Genomic DNA, 18,128 nt, shown 5'->3' on the forward strand with positions numbered 1-18,128 from the left:
CGCTGCTCACGGTTTGCTTCGACGTTTCTTCGCCGCGAGCAGCCTGTTGAGCGTATCATCCGAATCTTGCTGTTCCTCGCGGGACGGCGGCTGTTGTCCCGATACCGCTGCTGGTCTGTTTTTCAACGGTTCCTGCACGGTCTTGGCCGTGCCTTTTGCTTGGAAAGCAGTCAAATCACTGTCTTTGCGAATGTGCGCCGGGGCATCTGAACGCGAACGCTGGGTCGCGGAACGTCTGTCTGACAGCTGCGTCCATACCGTTTGCTGCGGCTGCGACCCGGCTGTTGCAGGCGATGCTGATCTGCGCCACAGGCCCGCGAGCCTTGTCCACCATTGATCGGGCAGTTGCAAGCGGCGCGCCGCAATATCTACTGGCAAAAGCAATGCCGCAAGCATCAACAGCCACTCCCCGATGGATTGCGTGTCCCACTTGGCGGGAAACGGACCGCCGTAGACTTCCTGCGGTTCGCTGATCTGTTTGCCGCCACCTGCGAGCAGCCAGGTGCGCAGCTCTGTTTCTCCATCCCGCGACATTCCGTATTCGGGAGAGTAAGATACGGTCAGTCCTGTCGTTTGACTCGCGAGTACGCGTCCCTGACTCTTTTCGGATATCTGGATCATGTACGTGCCGGGGTCTGCCGTCTCGAACTTGCCTTCCATAACCCCTGGGGCAATCGGTTTGAGCTTGATGATCTCCCGCTGCATTTTCTCGTTGAGGACAACCGCCTCCAGCTCTTGCGGCAAGCTTGCCCCGGCAGGCATCGTCACTTTTACACTTCCCGCAGCTCCGTCCAGGCTTGTCCGCGCTTTCCACTTTCCTTCCGCGATTTGCGGGAATGTCCAGGCGACTACCTCATTCCACAGACGGCCAGTGCCACCCCAACTCACCCAGTCAGGCGCCCATTTGCCTTCGAGATCGCTCGTCCAGACAACGGCGCGTCCCAGCCCGTACTGCCAGCGGGTCAAAATCGGGTCGTCATCCATGCTCATCAGTGACGTCTCCGCTGTCTGTTTGGCTGTTGTCGCCACATACGCCCTTAGCGGCGGCAATGCCTGCTGCAAGGTCGGCCACATGCCGGCTCCTGTCACTTCGGGAATTTGCGGCTTTTCGACGATGAATGTCCGGCTGGCCAGTGCCGTCTCCTTGCTGAAAATTTTCGGAATCGATTCGGCGTCATTGGCAAAGTAATAGCGGCCATTGCCCATTTTCGCGATCATTTCCAAAAGCGTATGATCCGCATCATCTCCCACAGCGACTGTCGACACGGTAATATTTTCGGAGGTCATTTGCTGCAATAGCCCCTGGTAGTCATCCTGCATGCCTGACTGTCCATCCGTCAGCAAAATCACGTGCTTGCGCTGCGTATTCATCTGTTTCACCCGATCGTACGCCAGCTGCAGCGCGGGGTAAATATCTGTTCCGCCATCGGCGCGAATGCGGCCGATTTGCTGGTGAATCTCTTCTTTGTTGGCGACGGTCTGCGGGGCAACCACTTCCCACGGATCACCGTCAAACGCGATGACTCCGATGGAATCTTGCTGATTCATCATGGTCGTAGCCCGAATCGCGGCTTCCTTCGCCAGCTCCATTTTATCGACACCTCTGGCATCTGAGCTCATGCTGCCGGATTTGTCGATCACCAGTTCCAGCCCGAGAGAAGGAAGCTGTTGTTTTCCGCGCAAATCCATATGCACCGGAAGCGCTTCTTCGATCGGCGTCTGGAACCAGCCGCCCATTCCGAAGCTCTCGCTTCCTCCGGTCATAATCAGCCCCAGCCCCAGATCGCGCACCGCTGTCCTCATGCGCTCCATGTCAGCGTCACTCATTTGGGTAGCGGACACATCGGACAACACGATCGTCGCGTATTGCTTGTAGCCCGCAAGCTCCTTGGGCAAAAGCGCAAGCTCGCGCTGTTCGACCTGCATCCCGCCTGCCCGGAGCGCCTGCACGAGATTTTTCGCCGCGCCCGGATGTCCTTCCAGCACGAGGACGACAGGCGCTCCGGCTACCTGGGTATAAGCCGTTGCCTGATTGTTCGCCTGAACGGTATCCTGGCGAGGCTCGATTTCCACCCGATAGCGGTGAAAGCCTTGCTCCATCGCTTTTTGCGAAAAGACAAAGCGGTTTTTTCCTTTATCGATTTGCACCGTTTGCTGACCAGCTGCTCGGTTGCCTTCGTACAACCGCAGCGTCGCTTCTGTGGCAAGCGAACTCTCCACATCGACTGTGATCGCATACTCTTCTCCGGCGTACAACCTTTGCGGAACTTGCACAGACGAGAGAACGACTTCGTCTCCTTGCGGCTGCTGCAAGGACACAGCCTCTACACTGATGCCGCGTTCTTGCGCCAGCTTCGTTTGCCGGGAAGCATCGCCGTTCGTCGCGATTCCATCGGTGAGCAGCACGACTTTGCCTCTCGTGTTGCTCCCAATCATCGCCGCCGCAAGCCGTATTCCTTCTTCCAGATTCGTCGCGTTGCGGTTCACTTCGACTCCCAGCGGCGCAAGCTCTTCGCGCGATGTCAACGGCTGGTCGACAGCGGCGTCAGCTCCGACGGCAACGACTGCATACTTGTCTTCCGCACGCTTTTGCCCGATAGCGTCTCGCAAAAACGAGAGCACCCGCGGATCGTCCTTCATCGAGGCTGAACGGTCCACGACAAAAACAACCGTCTTGGCTTGAACAGGCGTGAGCAGCTGCGTCCCTGCCAACGCGAAAATGAGCAGCGCGAACAAAACGAAACGAAGGGTGGCAATAACGGTTTTTCTGCTTGCGGGCATCTGCTTTTGCTTTTGCCACCACTGGATCACGAGGTAGGCAGCAGGCAACAAAAGCAGCAAAAGCCACGGCTGTGTAAAGTTAATACCCACGTTGGTACACCCTCCATTCCACAAGCAAAACCAAGAGCACAAGCGCTGCCAGCCAGTACGTCAACTCCCGCGTGCCTGTGCCCGCTCTTTGCTGCTCTGCTTCGCCTTGTCCAGCCTGCGAACTGGCAACACTGAGCGTTTTCGGCGTAATATCCGACTCGCTCTCACTCAGGCGCACGGAAAAATACTTGCTCACAGCTCCCGCGTCCAATGTCTCGTCCAGTTTGTACAAGCCGATCTGCTCCGGCACCTGTATCGTCAAGACCGTTCCGTTTGCCTTGATCGCTTGCTGCTGACCATCGGGATACGTCAAGCTTCTCTCCGTTGCCCCCGGCGTGAGCGGAATGCTCAGGCTCTCTCCCGGATGACTGGTGGCGATGGGTGCCGTTTGCGCTGGCGACAGCCAGTTCACAACATTTTGCATGAAAATGGGAAAAGCCGGGCGCAACGGAAAATCGGAATCGTGCAAGTCAAAAGCAAACACGACGATGCGCCTGCCGTCGATCACGCCTGCCTTGACCAAATCCGCGTCACCAGCTCGCACGAGTGTCTTCATCCCGGGCATTTCGCCTAAAACCGCCGCTTTGGCAATATGCACCTCGCGCCAATCCACGTATTTGAGCATCGGATCATCTGCGGAGACGGCTTGCGGTCCCTGCTCCAGCTCCTGCTCGCCTGCAAGCGGCAGCCAATCCGTTTTCCTGTCTGGCGCGATCAGCAAAATATTGCCCTGCGGCAGCTTGTCCGGCACTTCGCCGTCGAACACCCACAAATCGCGCGCCTCGGCATTCGGCTCGGGAGCGTTCTGGACGGTTTCCACCTCCAGGCTGCCAACGGTCTGCATGACCTGATGCAAAAAGCGATTGCCCGCCGGAGTGTACAGCACGGCTTTTCCTTTGCTCGCCGCAAATGGCACGCTCCAGATTTCATTGTCTTGCGGCAAGCCGTCCTGCTCCGGCGCAATGACAGCGCGATAGGCAGTCGAGACAGGCAGCTCTGTGAACGAAAACGTCCCGGAACCTGCTGTCTCGATGGCAAACTGGTTCGTGTCCAGCAGCTTGCCTTTGTCATCAAAAATCGTGACGGTTCCTCGCGACTGGGCGCTGCCATGGTTATCGATGCGCAAAAGGGCTTCGACACCGTTTGGCCCGGCCTGTGTCACAAAGGCGGCAATCGCCGCATTTTCACGCGTTCGCCCCATCTGCATGAAGCGAAAGCTTGCGGACGAGGCGGACAATGACTGAGTCGTCAGCTTGCGCTCCACATTGCCATCCCCGATCCAGATGACGCCGCTTCCCGGTTCATTCGCCGCGATCGCTCCCGCCAGCGACAGCGCAGACAGCGGGTCAGACGTTCCCATGTTGGCTGTCAGCTTTTGCAGCGCCGCTGTCAGCTCGGTTTTGTCGGCGCTTTTGGACACCAGCACATTCGGCTCGCTCCCGGCGGCAATCACGGTCATCGTCTGAGCGCTGCCGAGCTTCTCGACCAGCGCCTTCGCTTCGGAGACGGCCCGTGACAGCCTCGTCTCTTCGCCCTCTTTTGCCAGCATGCTGCCTGATGTATCGACGACAAGCACGGTGTGGTCAGCCGTGATCCCTTCCGTTGGCATGGCTGGTCTGGTCAGCGCCAGAACGAGCAAGCATGCCGCCAGCAGTTGCAGGAACAATAGCAAGTTGCGCCGCAGCTTTTCCCATGGCCGCACCGCCTCCCAGTTTTGCAACGTTCGCTGCCAAAGCAGCGTGCTCGGCACGACGCGATCCTCTACTTTTCTTTTGAGCAGGTAGAGGACGATGATGGCCGGGATGATCAATGCAAACCAGATGCTGGAAAGTCCCATCCACTGCATGAAGTCTCTCTCCTCTCTAGCGAATCATGCCCGCCTGCCGAAATACGTGAAAGACGACCGATTCCAGCGATTGCTCCGCTTCGATCTCTGTGTAAGCGATGCCTCTTCCGTAAGCAAAAGCAGCCAGCTCCTGGCGAAAATCGCGCAAGCTTTTCGCGTACTCGGCCAACAACAAGGCAGTCATCGATGCTTCTTTTGCCTGTCCGGTCTCGGCGTCGATCAACCGGAGCTCGCCTGCGTAATCCGGCTGCCGTTCCTCCTGGGAAAGTACCTGCACAAGCGTCACCTCTTGCCGCGCCGCCTGCAAGTAGGCCAGCCCTTCCGCGTAGCCGTCCGGGAACAAAAAATCGGAAAGCACGATCGAAATACCTGCTTTGCCGCGAACTGCTCCAGGCTGGCGGAGTGCGCCATGCAAATCCCCCGGGCCGCCTTCCCCGATCGCCGATAAAAAGGAAAGCAGCCGATGCGCCTGACCTTTGCCCTGCAACCCTTGCAAGGACGCTACGATGCGGTGATCGAATGCGTAGACGGATACGTGATCGAGGTGGCACAGCGACAAGTACCCCAAAGCCGCGGCAATCTGCACCGAGCGCGACAGCTTGCTCGGCTGCCCGTAGCCCATGGAGCGGCTGCAATCGATATACAAGCTCACGTGAAGCTCGGTTTCATCCAAATACTTTTTCAAAAACAGCTTGCCGGAGCGCGCATACGCATTCCAGTCCAACTGGCGCAAGTCGTCTCCCGGCACGTACGCCCGGAAGTCGGCAAACTCCATCGAGCTGCCCAGCTGTCTGGCCCGTCTCTTTCCCGCATGGCTGCCGCTGACGGCTTTCCTGGTGGCAAGCTGCATCCGTTCCAGTCTGGCAAGCCATGCCGGGTCAAGCAGGTGCTGACTCATGCTTTCTGCCCCGACAGCGCGTCCAAAATATCGCGGATGATCTGATCGGCCCGCACTCCGCTCGCCTCGCCTTCAAAATTGAGGAAAATGCGATGGCGAAGGGCTGGCAAAGCTACCGCTTCCACGTCCTCGTAGGCGAGATTGTAACGCCCGGAAAGCAGCGCCCGCACTTTTGCCAGGGAGACGATTGCCTGCACCCCGCGCGGCCCTGCCCCGTTTCGCACGTACTGATTGACAGAAGCGACAGCCCGCTCGCCAGGGTGAGTCGCAAGCAGCAAGTTGACAGCATAGTCCAGCACCGCATCTGCCACCAAAATGTCGCGGGCGGCCTGCTGAATTTGCCCGATTTGCTCGCCGGATGCCACCTTTTCTACCGGAATCGCTTGCCCGGTCGTCGTGCGCTGTACGATTGCCTTCAGTTCGTCAGCTGTCGGGTACGGCACGTCGATTTTCAGCAAAAAGCGGTCCATCTGGGCCTCGGGCAGCGGATAAGTCCCTTCTTGCTCCAGCGGGTTTTGTGTCGCCAAAACGAAGAACGGCGCAGGCAGCGGTCGAGTGACGCCCCCTGCGGAAACCGTGCGCTCCTGCATGGCCTCAAGCAGCGCGCTCTGCGTCTTCGGTGTTGCCCGGTTGATTTCATCGGCGAGTACGACATGGGCAAAAATCGGTCCGTGCTGGAACTGGAACGACTGCTGCCCCGTCTCGTCCACGAGAAGAATGTTTGTCCCTGTAATATCAGTCGGCATCAAATCAGGAGTGAACTGGATGCGTTGAAAAGACAGTTCAAAAGCTTGCGACAAAGTTTTCACGAGCAGCGTCTTCCCCAGACCGGGTACGCCCTCCAAAAGAGCATGGCCTCCCGCGAACACCGCCCACAAAAGTTGCTCGACGACGTCTTTTTGTCCCACCAATACTTTTCCGATCTCTTGTCTGACTAGCTCTACTCGCTGCAAGCAATCTTCTAGCGTTTGCTGTGCCATAGCCGCGCCCTCCTTTTCTAAGGCTCAATTTTGCTGAAATAGTCTTTGACGATATCTTGATAGTCGCCGGGAATCGTGCCTTTTTCCATGCTCTCGCGGGCGAACTGCTCGTACTGGCCGTACACTTCCTCATACGGCAGCGTTCCGCCGGAGGTCACCTGTGTCTGGCTGTTTTGCTGCGACTGGGAAGGACCTGCTCCCAAAGGGCCGCCTACCGTTTCGGAAGGGCCATTTTCCCCGCCGATGCGGCTGGTCGGAATCGTGACCAGCTCGTGCTTTCCTGCGCCCAGTCCGCCTCCCGGCCCTTGACCATTTCCGTTTCCGTTTCCGCTTCCGCCGCCTGCGCCTGCTCCGGCGCCATTTCCCGAACCATTTCCCGCACCGTTCCCGGCACCTTTTCCTGAGCCGTTGCCTTGACCTGCTCCTGTGTTGCCGTTTGCAGGCGGATTCGCCTGATTCGTCTGATTGGCCGCAGCGTTCGCATTGGCTGACGCTCCGCTGCCCGTTGCTGCCTGGTTGTTTCCCGGGGTAGTCGACGCAGGGACTGCCTGGCCTGCTCCGGTTCCACTCGCCCCGTTATTGCTTCCGGCAGCTGCGGCGCTTGCCAGCGTCATCTGCGACTGAGTGAGCGAAGCTGCCGCCTGGGAGGCCGCGAGCATCGCCTGCTGGGACTGCTCGGTTGCTCCCATCGCTTGCAGCAGGCTGTTTTCCAGCGCCTTCATCGCTTCCGGGTCTTGCCCGGCTGCGATTTCCTTGGCGGCCTGTGCCAACTGGTTGGCCGTATCCGCCAGCTCTTGCGCATTGGCGGATTCCGCGTCCTTTTTCAACTGTTCTGCGGCTTTTTCCAGTTCCCGGGCCAGATCAGCCCGCTCCTGTTCTTTCATCTTTTCCAGCTCTTTTGCCATCTCGGCAAGCGCCGTTTTCAATGCTTCGCGATCGCTTTTGGCCAATGCGTCGGCCACTGATTTTGTCGACTTCTGGCTGCCGAGACTGCGTTGCAAGCTTTGCAGCGATGCTGTCTTGTTCTGCTCCGCTGCCCGCAGCTTTTCCAGCTGCTTTTCTGCCGCCCGCAGCGCGTTGAGCCGTCCGGCGGGATCGTCTGCTTTGGCGATGCTCTTCTTCGCTTGCTCCAGCATCTCTTCCAGCTGTTTCTTCTGAGCCTCGCTCAACCCTTCATTTGCTTTCGTTTTCGCCTTGATTTCCTCGATTTCTTTTTCCACCTTGGCGATTGCCTGTTTTGCCTGCTCCATCTGAAGAAGCCGCACATCTTGCGGATTGGGCCAAACCAGGAGCAGCAAGCACAGCAAAAGCAAACCGCCTGTGACGAACAACCTGTTTTTCAGCCCGGCCCAAACGCGAATGCTCTCGATAATATCCGGCAAGTTTTTGCGCAAATGCCGCAGCGCATCTTCCCGCTGCATGACCGCGACGGAGGAGGTGCTTTCGCGATGCTCCCACGCCGTTTCCACACGCTGGGCAAGCCCGTTGCCGTCTGCCGCCTGCGCACTCTTTTGCCAAGTCGTTTGTCGCCACTTCGTGCTCATCCAGCCAATCGCCAGCCCTAGAGGAAACATGGCTACCGCCAGCCACGCGTAATACGGGATCGGCCAAAAACGGGCAGCGAGGAGAAGCAGTCCGCTTCCCCCCGCCCCCCACAAGCCGTACAACGTGATTTGTTGGATCAGTACCTGGTTTTGCAGCTTTCTGCGTACTGGCTTCAGCAGCGACTTCAGCTCATTGTCCGGTTTCGCGGTAAACATGGCTTACTGCTCCCCGGCTGACGCCTTGCGCTTCCGTCCGCGCACAGGCTGGATGAAGTAAATCGCAAGTAACAAGCAGACAACAGTCAATCCCCCATAAAACAGGCAGTAATTCCAAAATGGATCGACATTCGCCCAAAAGCTCTGGGCGTTGGTGAAGCTGCTCAAATCCTGGACAGGCCCTTCTTCAAAAATGTTCAGCATGGCAAACACCGGGTTGATGCTGTGCAACAGATCGGGCCAGATGGAGTTCGGCGGAGAAGTCACCTGATTCATCCGATTTTGATAACGGATGAACTGGCGAATAATTTCCGCCAGCACGCTTGTGCCGATCGCCACACCGAATACGACTGCATAACTGACGACCGTGGCAATTCCCGTCCGTTTGATCAAGGTCGATATAAGTACGCCGATGCTGCCGACTACCAGCATGGTAACGACGTAGAAGCCGAACACTTTGATCAGTTGCAGCGGAGACACCCCGCCATACAAAAAGACAATCGCATACAGCGGGATGGTGGCGAACACGAGAAACATCATGAAGCTGAGCGAAGCCAGCCATTTTCCCAAAATCAGCCTCGTGGCGCTTATGTTTGTCGTCAGCAGGATGCTCAGCGTCTGCCGTTCGCGCTCTCCCGAGATTACGCCGGCGGTCAGACCCGGAACGAGAAAGCCGATCATGCCGAGTTGAAAGATCGACAGCATCATGAACAGCTCCCGCGTCTCGCCAGGCTTGTAGTAGCTGCCGCCATTCGTCATGAAAAAGATGGCGAGCAACGTCATAGTTCCCAACACCAGCAAGTAAAACAAAATGATCCACGGGGCGCGGTTCGTCCGCATCCGCAATTTCCATTCGTTGAATAACACAGGGTTGCGCAATCTTCTCAGGACGTTCATGAGCCCACCCCTTTCGTAATTTCCAAAAAGATGTCTTCCAGATCGCCCACCGCTTCGTTGAAGGCTGCCACCGGATAACCAGCTGTCGTCAGTTCCCGCAACAGCTCCACCTGCTGCTCGTCGTTTCCGGCAAACCCGGCGACAACCCAGCTTCCTTCACGCGTTACGCTCGTGATCACAGGCATTTCACGCAACCGCGTCATCGCTTCCTCAAGCTGGCCAGTCAAGCGAATGCGCAGCACGCGCTGCTCCTGCATTTTCGCGTAAATCTCATCGACTCGTCCAAATGCGACGAGATTCCCTTCTTCAATCACCCCGATGACATCGCACATCTCTGCCAGCTCAGGCAAAATGTGCGAGCTGATGATGATCGTCTTCCCCATATCGCGCAGTTCCTTCAAAATCTCGCGCAGCTCGATCCGCGCCCGCGGGTCCAAACCGGAGGCGGGCTCGTCGAGAATCAGCACTTCCGGGTTGTGCACCAGGGAGCGGGCCAGCCCAAGCCGCTGCTTCATCCCCCGCGACAACGAATCAACGTACGCGTCGCGCTTGTGGCTGAGATTGACCAGATCGAGCAGTTGCGGAATGATCTGTTTTCTTTCCGCAGCCGGAATATCGTAGTTCGCACCGTAAAAGTCCAGGTACTCCTCTGCCGTCAAGTTGTCGTAGACGCCGAAAAAGTCCGGCATGTAGCCGATCAGTTTGCGGACTTCCTTCGGGTGACTCGTCACCTCGTAGCCGCCCACGTACGCTTTGCCGCTCGTAGGGGCAAGCAAGGTAGCCAGAATGGACATGGTCGTAGATTTTCCTGCCCCATTCGGACCGACGAAACCGAAAACCGTGCCCTTTTCAATGTCCATTGTCAGGCCCTTCAACGCCTGCATTTTCCCGTAGCTCTTTTGCAAATTGCGAATTTGGATCACTGCTGGCTCACCTTCCCTTCCACGCTCACATTCGGAATGCCGATATGGCGTTCATCAGGCAGCTGATGGGCAAACTTGATGCGCATCATGCCGTCTGCCGACACGTACAGGGCAGCCTTGTCGCCTGACATGACGGTGTTGTTGAACGCTTTTTCAAACGGCTCGTAAGCTTTTGCCTTCCAGTTGTACACTTCCTTGGAAAATGGCGTGTTGTCATCCGACCAGGTGTACAAATACACGTTTGTGATCTTCAGCTTCTTGTTTTCCTGACTCAGATTGAAGTCAAAGGTAATGTCTCCTGCCGGCAAGCGGTAGCCGTCCCCTTCATCGCCAACCGGAACGGAGCTGCCCGACATCGTGACATCGAATGTACCTGTCGGATAGTAGACATGTCCGTCTTTGGAAGGCTGCACCTTCAGTTCGGAAGTAATTAGTGTAAGGCTCTCCAGCTTGGTGTTTTCGTTTTGCACGACAGCATCGACAACCGATTGGTTGGTCCAGCCTGCGATTCTCACGATTTCGTTCTGATTGTTTCTGCGATCAGTCATTTCCAGCATTTCGATCATGACTTGCTCACGCGTCTGCTCTGTTTGAATGGAGCGCAGATGCGCAGGCAGCGCCGTCGTAGCGTACGATTGACGATTGCTCCATCTCGCCTGGGCTGCTGGCTGGAACGGCAGATTGACTTCAATGCTTGCTCCAGGTGCCAGCTCGCTAATTTCCTGCACTTGGTTACCGGAAAAAATCGTCAAATCGCGCAGGGCAAACTTGGTCTTGTTCGTAACCGTTCCTGTTAAGGCTCCTTCTTTGTAAGACAAGTTCGACTCAAAGCTGCCTGCATCGGAAATCGTATGCTCTGTCGCCACTTTGCGCGTCGACCAAAATTCTACGTCGCGGAACTGAATATCCGTTTGATCCGCCTGGGTGGAAGTCCAGATTTTAGGAATCACATCTGTCCGCTCCCGATCTGCAAGCGGTTGGGCTTGTCCTTGCCCTTTTACAGTCAGGCGATACTCACCGTTTCTTGGCACAAAAAAGGAGGTAAGCCCGTTTACTTTTGCCTGTCCATCGTTTTGCAGCTGGACGAAGCTCACTTGATGGACGAGGACGCCCGTACCACGCTGCAAAGCGCCAAACGAGAAAATCCCGATCCCCGTGAGAATCGCCAAAGCTGGCACGATGCCCCACATGTAGCTTTGTTTGCGCCATGCCCGCAAAATGAAAAACAAAATAGGTCCGGCAATCAGGGCATATATCCCGAACAACAGGGCAAACCAGCTTACTTCCGGAATTTTCAGGTCCGGATTCATATCTGATGCTTCGCGCAGCGGCCAAATGCCGTCAAGCGAAGACGACTTGAAGTCGCCGAGCGAGGAACCAAACGCTTTGATTAAAAGGTCAGACCAGAAGCGGCTGTTCCCGGCCCAGCTGGCGACAGGCTCCTCCGCCAGATCGTAGGCTGCGTACAGCACTTTGCCCTCCCCTACGTTATGTACGACAAACAGCGGGATTGTTCCCTCGCTGTACAGCACTTTCCCGGCTTTTACTGTACCGTTGCTGACCGTAAACGGAGCCGTCAGCTCAACGGGCTTCGTTTTATCCGTCTTCAAGTTGGCCAGCGACTTCACGCTCGTAGTCCCGGTCACTTCCACAGGAGAGAGGTCAGCGAGCGCTCCTGCGGTTTTCTTGTACTGGGCACCACCTGCCAGAACGAGCTTGCCCCCGGCTTTTGTCCAGTCGCGTATCGCCTGAATTTGCTGCTCATTCAACGAATCCAGGGCAAAATTGTTCAGGATCAGCATGTTGAGCATTTGCAGCTGCACGCCCGAAGTCGGAACATTCTCCGGCTTCATCGGCACTGCTTTCGCCGGATTCGGAAACGTGTCCCGCGGCAGCGCCGAGAGGAAATTCGCGGTATCTGCGTTTTGCCCCAGCACCCCGATCATTACCATATCGTTACTGTAGCTTTGACCATTCAAGGGCGCTTGCGCTACGATCTTGTCGTTTACCATCATGGCTACATACGTACTGTTGTACAGCTCTGAACCAGGCACCATGATCGTTACTTGCTTGGTCACGCCTTTGGCAATCGACACTGGCTGGTAATAGGCGGCGGAATACTGATTGTTCCCTCTGTTCCCCGTCGCTACCATCAGGTTGCCTTCCGTATCAGCGCCTCCATTTGTTACAGTCACCACAATCGGCACTTGCCCTGCTTCCTTGTACGCGCCATCGATCCCTGCGCTCACCCTTAGCTGGATCGTGCCCTCTGCCAGAGCGACCGCCCCTTGGTGCGCAGGTCCCAACACCAGCAGCAACAGGAGCGCGAACATGGAAAGCAGCCATCGCTTGCCCTTCACCATTTTCATTCCCTCAATACCTCCATGGTCAATTCGTTTGCAGTCTATTCGTCTTTTTCATACAAATTAAGACGCGATTGACGGGAAAAAAGCTACAGTTAATTTTGCACAGGGGAACGATTGGCCTTCATCGCAGGTGGAGTGTATGCAAAAAGCTGCCCCGCACGGAAAGGAGGCAGCTTTTCGTCTCATGCTTCGACTCTGGTTGTGTCGTACTCGGAATCGCGAATCCGGGTCGGATCGAACATGTCCGCGATTGCCTGATGCACATGCGCCGGATGCTCGGCAAGCCTGTGGCACAAGTACAAGTACCACTCGGTTCCATACGTCAAATACACCCGCACGGGCAGCCCCTTTTTGCGCAGCTCGCGGGCCAATTCGGGCCGCACGCCGTAGAGCAGTTCCAGCTCCACATTCGGCCGCTGCAAGTAACCTCGCTCACAGAGGGCAGCCACAATCGCCTGGTCATGCGTTGCCAATGCGCAGTCGTGACCAGCCTCCACGCACCGCTCAGCCAGTTGCAAATACCGCTCGTTCAGCTCCGGCGACCTCGGCAGCGCCAGTTGTTGCGGCTCCTGGAACGCTCCTTTGACGAGGCGAATTTTTCCTGGCAGATGCAGCAGTCGCTTGAGATCGTCCACGGAGCGGTGCAGATGGGCCTGAAGCGTGATGCCTACGTTAGCGTGGCGCTCTGTCAGGCGCTCGTATATTTGCAAAATCGCCTCGGTTTTCTCCGACTCCTCCATGCTGATCATCAAATACTGCCCGTGCGCTTTGGCGCATTCCGCCATTTCCTTTACGTGTTCCAGCGCGGTCTTCGGCTGAATCAACAGCCCCAGATGCGAGAGATCAAACGAAATGTTGGCAGCGGTGTCCAGCCGGGAACAGTCTTTCGCTACCTGCAAAAATTCCCGCTTGGCAAGCTGTGCCGCTGCTTCGTCCAGCGTATTTTCCCCGATGTACTCGATGGATGTCTGATAGCCCCACTGCTTTAATCTGGCGGCAATATGCATCGCTTCTTCACGAGTCTCGCCTGTTACATAGCGCTTCGCGGCGGATAAAAGCAGCTTGTACAACTGGGGTGTGCTTTGGACAAATTGCTTGATGCTCTCATCCCGGGCGATTGTTTTCAATACGTGGGCAGTCTGCTTTTCCTGGTTGTTCACATGCACTCTCTCCTTTGACTGGGCAATCTTCTCTTCCCTCACCCTAACATGATAAGCTGGAGACGATCAGATCCAGTTTGGGCCTGTTTGGACAGGACCAGTTGGAAAGGAGGCGCATTCGCCATGCTATGGGTGCCCATCGATCGGGACAAGCCGATTCCTTTGACCCGGCAAATTTATACAGAATTTCGCGACAAAATATTGCGTGGCGACTGGGCAGCCGGCTTCAAGCTGCCTTCCACCCGAAAAATGGCGCAAGAGCTGCGCATTTCCCGAAATGTCGCGATCGAAGCCTACGACCAGCTTTTCGCTGAAGGATATATCGAAAGCAGACAAGGCTCGGGCTATTTTGTCGCCGCAGGCATTTATTTGGAGCAGTTCGCTCGCGGACAGGAACGACCGCTCCCCTCGGCAGGCGATCAGCCGGAGCACCTCATTGATTTTCGTTCAGGCGTGCCTGCGCTCGAACAATTTCCCCGCAGCTTGTGGGGCAAAACCGTACAACAGGTGTGCCACGATGCCCCCTTGTCGGCTTTCGGCTACAATCGGCCCGAGGGACGCGCTGAGCTACGCGATGTACTGAGCCGCTATCTGTACCGGACGCGCGGCGTGCAATGCACTCCTGAGCAAATCGTCATGACCTCCGGCGCGACTCAGGCGCTTACTTTGATTGCCAAAGTTTTGCTGAACCGCGAAAGCTGCGTGCTCATCGAAGACCCGATCACCCAGGATATCCAGTCGATCTTCACCTCGACAGGAGCCAGACTTTGTCCGGTTCCCGTTGACGAGTACGGCATGAACATGCACAGTCTGCCTTCGCCACTCGCTGGCAGCAGACCCCGTTTTGCCTTTGTGACGCCATCCCACCAGTTTCCGCTCGGCACTACGCTGACGATCCAGCGGCGAATCCAGCTGATCCAATACGCGCGCTCAGTCGATTGCTACATCGTCGAGGACGATTACGACAGCGAATTTCGCTATGAGAGCCCGCCCATCAGCTCGATCCAGGGGTTGGCCCCCGAGCGGGTAATCTACATCGGCTCCTTCAGCAAAATATTGTCGCCTGGCCTGCGCCTCGGCTACCTTGTCCTGCCGGAAACATTGGTCGAGCGGTATCAACAAGCCAAATGGCTGTCCGACCTGCACACGCCTTCGCTCGAACAGCTCGCTCTCGGTCGCTTCATCGAGGAAGGCCATCTGGAAAAGTACATCAGCAAAATGAAAAAGCTGTACAAAAAACGGCGCCAATGCCTGATAGAGGCGCTGCGCCGCACGTTTGCCGATCGCGCCACCATCTGGGGAGAAGCTGCCGGGCTGCACATCGTCGCTGCTTTTGACGGCATCTCTTTTACACCGGATGTCTTGACTGCACTGGAAGCTGCTGGCGTGCGCGTCTACCCTGTGGAGGAACATGCGATTGGGAAAGGCAGACATGAAGACAAGATTGTGATTGGGTACGGCAATGTTTCCGAGGACGGCATAGAAGAAGGTGTCCGCAGAATGGGAATCGTTCTCAGCCGTTGACCTGCAACGGACCAAGCCATGCAGCCCCGCATTGAAAAAAGCCAATCTCCCGCTAATGTGGAAGATTGGCTCTTTTTAAGAGAGAAATTACCAATGACGACGGCCGCAGCATTGGGGCGGACAGTTGCGGCAACGGTCAGGACATCTGCGTCTGCGGTTCCAGCCTTGCGAGCTTCCTCCGCCGCGATGATCCCAGCCAGGAGGGCGTTGACCATCCCGCTGCCATGGATAATAGGAAGATTGCCCAGTCGAAGAAGAATACGAGGACTGCCATTGCGAACTTTGATAATTCATGCTGTCGCCTTCTTTCCTCTTGTTTTTGGATGACTATATGTATATATGCCAGAGGAGGTAAAGCCGCATAGACAACTATCTTTCCCAGAGGAAAAATCAGGTATCTACCTATGTTTTCTACTACCTTTCCCAGCTGCATGCCTAAGACGCCTGACGCGCCAAAAGGCAAAAAACCGGAACATTCCCCGCTTGGAATGTCCGGCTTTTTGCTGGATTCGCCCTTGTTATCCTATGATTTTGCCCACAGCTCTCTGCGGGAGGTAGTGACAGAGGTCGCACCTGCCTGCAAAGCCCGATCCACGTCTTCCTTCGTACGGATGAAGCCACCTGCGATGATCGGGATACGGGTCCGCTCCATGATCTCCTCGATCAAATGCGGGATGATCCCCGGCAGCACTTCCACGTAATCCGGTTTCGTCCGCTCCAGCTGCGTAAGGCTGCTGTCCAATGCCATCGTATCGATCAGGAAAAGACGCTGGATGGAAATCAGCCCTTTTTTCTTCGCGGCCAAAACCACACTGTTTCTCGTCGTGATGATTCCGTCAGGCTTCACTTCCTGCGCAAGAAATTCCATCGCATACTCATCCGACTTCAATCCGTCGATGAGGTCGGCGTGAATGAGCAGTTTTTTTCCAAACGCTCTCGCCCGCTTGCCCAAAGGCTTTACTTGCGCTACATGGGCGTTCAGCAAAATAATGCGTTCGTAGCACGTCTCCATCAGCTCGTCAAATTCTTTCAGTGTTCGGGCAGCCGGAAGAATAGGCTGATTAATCTGGTTGGCCAATCAGGAGTCACCCCTATTGAAATGTTTTGGCTAGATGGTATTCCTCGGCAAAAGCTTTCAAGTCCCGGTCTTTTTGCTCTGCGTCCGCATGCAGCTTGTTGGCCAGCTCATCGGCCACCATCGGGTATATGCTTTCCAATGAATCGCGTTCAAAAAACAGTCGGCCTGTGCGACGGATCAAAAAGTCGCTGACAGTCATGACCATTTCTTCTTCCAGTGCGTAGTGCAGCTCAGCCAAAAGCAGCGCTTCCGCCGCCGACTGTGTCTCGTTGTTGGCAATGTATTCAAGACACGCTGTTACTATTTTTTCGCTATTGCTGCCGAACTTTCCTACAAGAACGCGAATTTGCTCTTCCGAGATGCCAAAATCGCGCACCCGCTCTGCTTGCTTTTTCACATAGGCAGGGATCATTTTCCCGGAGGCGAACTCGCCGCCCGACAGCACGATTGTGTCCGTTTGGCACGGCTTGAACGATCTTCCTTCTTCTGCCGTCAACTGTTTGGCGACTACGTCCACGATGCGCTCTGCCATCTTGCGGAATCCGGTCAGCTTGCCGCCCGCAATCGTAATCAGCCCGCTATTCGAATAAAAAATCTCGTCCTTGCGCGACAGCTCGGAAGGCGATTTGCCATCCTCGTGAATCAGCGGTCGCAGCCCTGCCCAACTGGAGCTGACATCCTGCTCGGTCAGTTTGGCAGTCGGGAACATTTCGTTGGCGGCGCGAAGCACGTACTCCATATCTTCACGCGTCACCGTCGGGCGCTCCAGCACTCCCTGGTAGTTCGTGTCTGTCGTGCCGATATACGTGCTGTTATTCCTTGGAATCGCAAACAGCATGCGTCCGTCCGAGACATCGAAGTAAACGGATTGTTTGAGCGGCAGTCGGTTGTACGGAACAACGAGGTGGACGCCTTTGGTCAGGTGCAGTCTTTTGCCGTACAAGGAACGGTCTTTTTCCCTGAGTTGATCGACCCATGGGCCTGCGGCGTTGACGATTTTTTTCGCGTACAGCTCGTATTCGCTGCCGGACAGCAAATCTTTCGCACGAATGCCTGTCACTTTGCCGTTCTCGTAAATAAACTCGGTTGCCTCCGTGTAGTTTGTGCACAAAGCCCCGTGCGCGCGCGCTGTCTTCATGACTTCGACCGTCAGACGGGCATCGTCGGTGCGGTATTCGAAGTACAGTCCGCCGCCTTTTAAAATATCCGTGCGCAAAAGCGGCTCTGCTTCCATCGTCCGCTGTTTGTTCAGCATGATGCGGCGCTCTTTGCGCTCGACGCCCGCCAACACATCGTAAATGTACAAGCCGACGGACGTAGCCAGCTTGCCGTACGTCCCTTTTTCCACGATCGGCAAGATCATTTTTTCCGGAATGACGATGTGCGGAGCATTGCGATACAAAATGGCGCGCTCTCTGCCCACCTCGCGCACGAGCTGCACATCGCCCTGCTTCAAGTAACGCAATCCTCCGTGGACGAGCTTGGTCGAACGGCTGCTCGTACCTGCGGCAAAGTCTTGCTTTTCTACCAGTCCTACGGTAAGTCCGCGCGAAGCGGCGTCAAGGGCAATCCCCGCTCCGGTGACGCCTCCTCCGATGATTAAAAGATCGAGGCGCTTGCTCGCCATTTCTTCCAGACATGCCTGACGCGTAAATGATGACAATTTTCGTTGAGCGTTCATCGTTGATCTCATCCTTTCTGACGAAAAAACAAAAAACAGCCAATATCCAAAAGAAGCAACGACATTGTCCATTGCCCTTTTGATACTGGCTGTCTCCACGGTCTCCACAGCAAATGATTAACTTATCTTTACTCTATTCCTCTT

12 protein-coding genes are annotated in these 18,128 nt (G+C 56.0%); 1 reads left to right on the forward strand and 11 read right to left on the reverse strand.

The features are described from left to right. Positions 1-6: 6 nt before the first annotated feature. The 9 genes from DEP07_RS01885 to DEP07_RS01925 all read right to left on the reverse strand — a co-directional run bounded on the left by DEP07_RS01885 (position 7) and on the right by DEP07_RS01925 (position 13,701). Positions 7-2,871, reverse strand: coding sequence for a VWA domain-containing protein (locus tag DEP07_RS01885; RefSeq protein ID WP_281869691.1), 2,865 nt, complete (start codon positions 2,869-2,871; stop codon positions 7-9). Beyond that, positions 2,861-4,717 (reverse strand): vWA domain-containing protein, encoded by a 1,857-nt coding sequence (locus DEP07_RS01890; RefSeq protein WP_281869692.1) that lies wholly within the window; start codon positions 4,715-4,717, stop codon positions 2,861-2,863. Before DEP07_RS01890 ends, DEP07_RS01885 begins: the two co-directional genes overlap by 11 nt. Before the next feature lie 16 nt (positions 4,718-4,733). After that, on the reverse strand, positions 4,734-5,615 hold the full coding sequence (locus DEP07_RS01895; RefSeq protein WP_242774300.1) for a DUF58 domain-containing protein: 882 nt from the start codon (positions 5,613-5,615) through the stop codon (positions 4,734-4,736). Further along, on the reverse strand, positions 5,612-6,595 hold the full coding sequence (locus DEP07_RS01900; RefSeq protein WP_122966381.1) for an AAA family ATPase: 984 nt from the start codon (positions 6,593-6,595) through the stop codon (positions 5,612-5,614). The genes DEP07_RS01895 and DEP07_RS01900 overlap by 4 nt, the downstream gene beginning before the upstream one ends. 17 nt (positions 6,596-6,612) lie before the next feature. Then, positions 6,613-8,355, reverse strand: a complete 1,743-nt coding sequence (locus DEP07_RS01905; protein ID WP_287102023.1) for a hypothetical protein — start codon at positions 8,353-8,355, stop codon at positions 6,613-6,615. Positions 8,356-8,358: 3 nt separating this feature from the next. After that, positions 8,359-9,252: an ABC transporter permease gene (locus DEP07_RS01910; RefSeq protein ID WP_122966383.1), complete on the reverse strand. Its 894-nt coding sequence runs from the start codon at positions 9,250-9,252 to the stop codon at positions 8,359-8,361. Continuing rightward, positions 9,249-10,175 carry an ABC transporter ATP-binding protein gene (locus DEP07_RS01915; protein WP_122966384.1) on the reverse strand — a complete coding sequence of 309 codons (927 nt, stop codon included), beginning with the start codon at positions 10,173-10,175 and terminating at the stop codon, positions 9,249-9,251. Before DEP07_RS01915 ends, DEP07_RS01910 begins: the two co-directional genes overlap by 4 nt. After that, positions 10,172-12,544, reverse strand: a complete 2,373-nt coding sequence (locus tag DEP07_RS01920; RefSeq protein WP_287102024.1) for a DUF7408 domain-containing protein — start codon at positions 12,542-12,544, stop codon at positions 10,172-10,174. The genes DEP07_RS01915 and DEP07_RS01920 overlap by 4 nt, the downstream gene beginning before the upstream one ends. A 179-nt stretch (positions 12,545-12,723) precedes the next feature. Continuing rightward, positions 12,724-13,701: a proline dehydrogenase family protein gene (locus tag DEP07_RS01925; RefSeq protein WP_287102025.1), complete on the reverse strand. Its 978-nt coding sequence runs from the start codon at positions 13,699-13,701 to the stop codon at positions 12,724-12,726. A gap of 123 nt (positions 13,702-13,824) precedes the next feature. On the opposite strand from DEP07_RS01925, the gene pdxR reads away from it, so the two are divergent. Beyond that, complete coding sequence (gene pdxR, locus DEP07_RS01930) at positions 13,825-15,225, forward strand: MocR-like pyridoxine biosynthesis transcription factor PdxR (protein ID WP_287102026.1); 1,401 nt, start codon at positions 13,825-13,827, stop codon at positions 15,223-15,225. A gap of 523 nt (positions 15,226-15,748) precedes the next feature. On the opposite strand, the gene DEP07_RS01935 is transcribed toward pdxR, so the two are convergent. Both DEP07_RS01935 and DEP07_RS01940 read right to left on the reverse strand, forming a co-directional pair. After that, complete coding sequence (locus DEP07_RS01935) at positions 15,749-16,303, reverse strand: glycerol-3-phosphate responsive antiterminator (RefSeq protein ID WP_122966389.1); 555 nt, start codon at positions 16,301-16,303, stop codon at positions 15,749-15,751. Positions 16,304-16,316: 13 nt separating this feature from the next. Beyond that, on the reverse strand, positions 16,317-17,984 hold the full coding sequence (locus tag DEP07_RS01940; protein ID WP_173596642.1) for a glycerol-3-phosphate dehydrogenase/oxidase: 1,668 nt from the start codon (positions 17,982-17,984) through the stop codon (positions 16,317-16,319). Positions 17,985-18,128: the final 144 nt, after the last annotated feature.

The organism is Brevibacillus sp. (assembly GCF_003521185.1).
GTDB lineage: Bacteria > Bacillota > Bacilli > Brevibacillales > Brevibacillaceae > Brevibacillus > Brevibacillus parabrevis.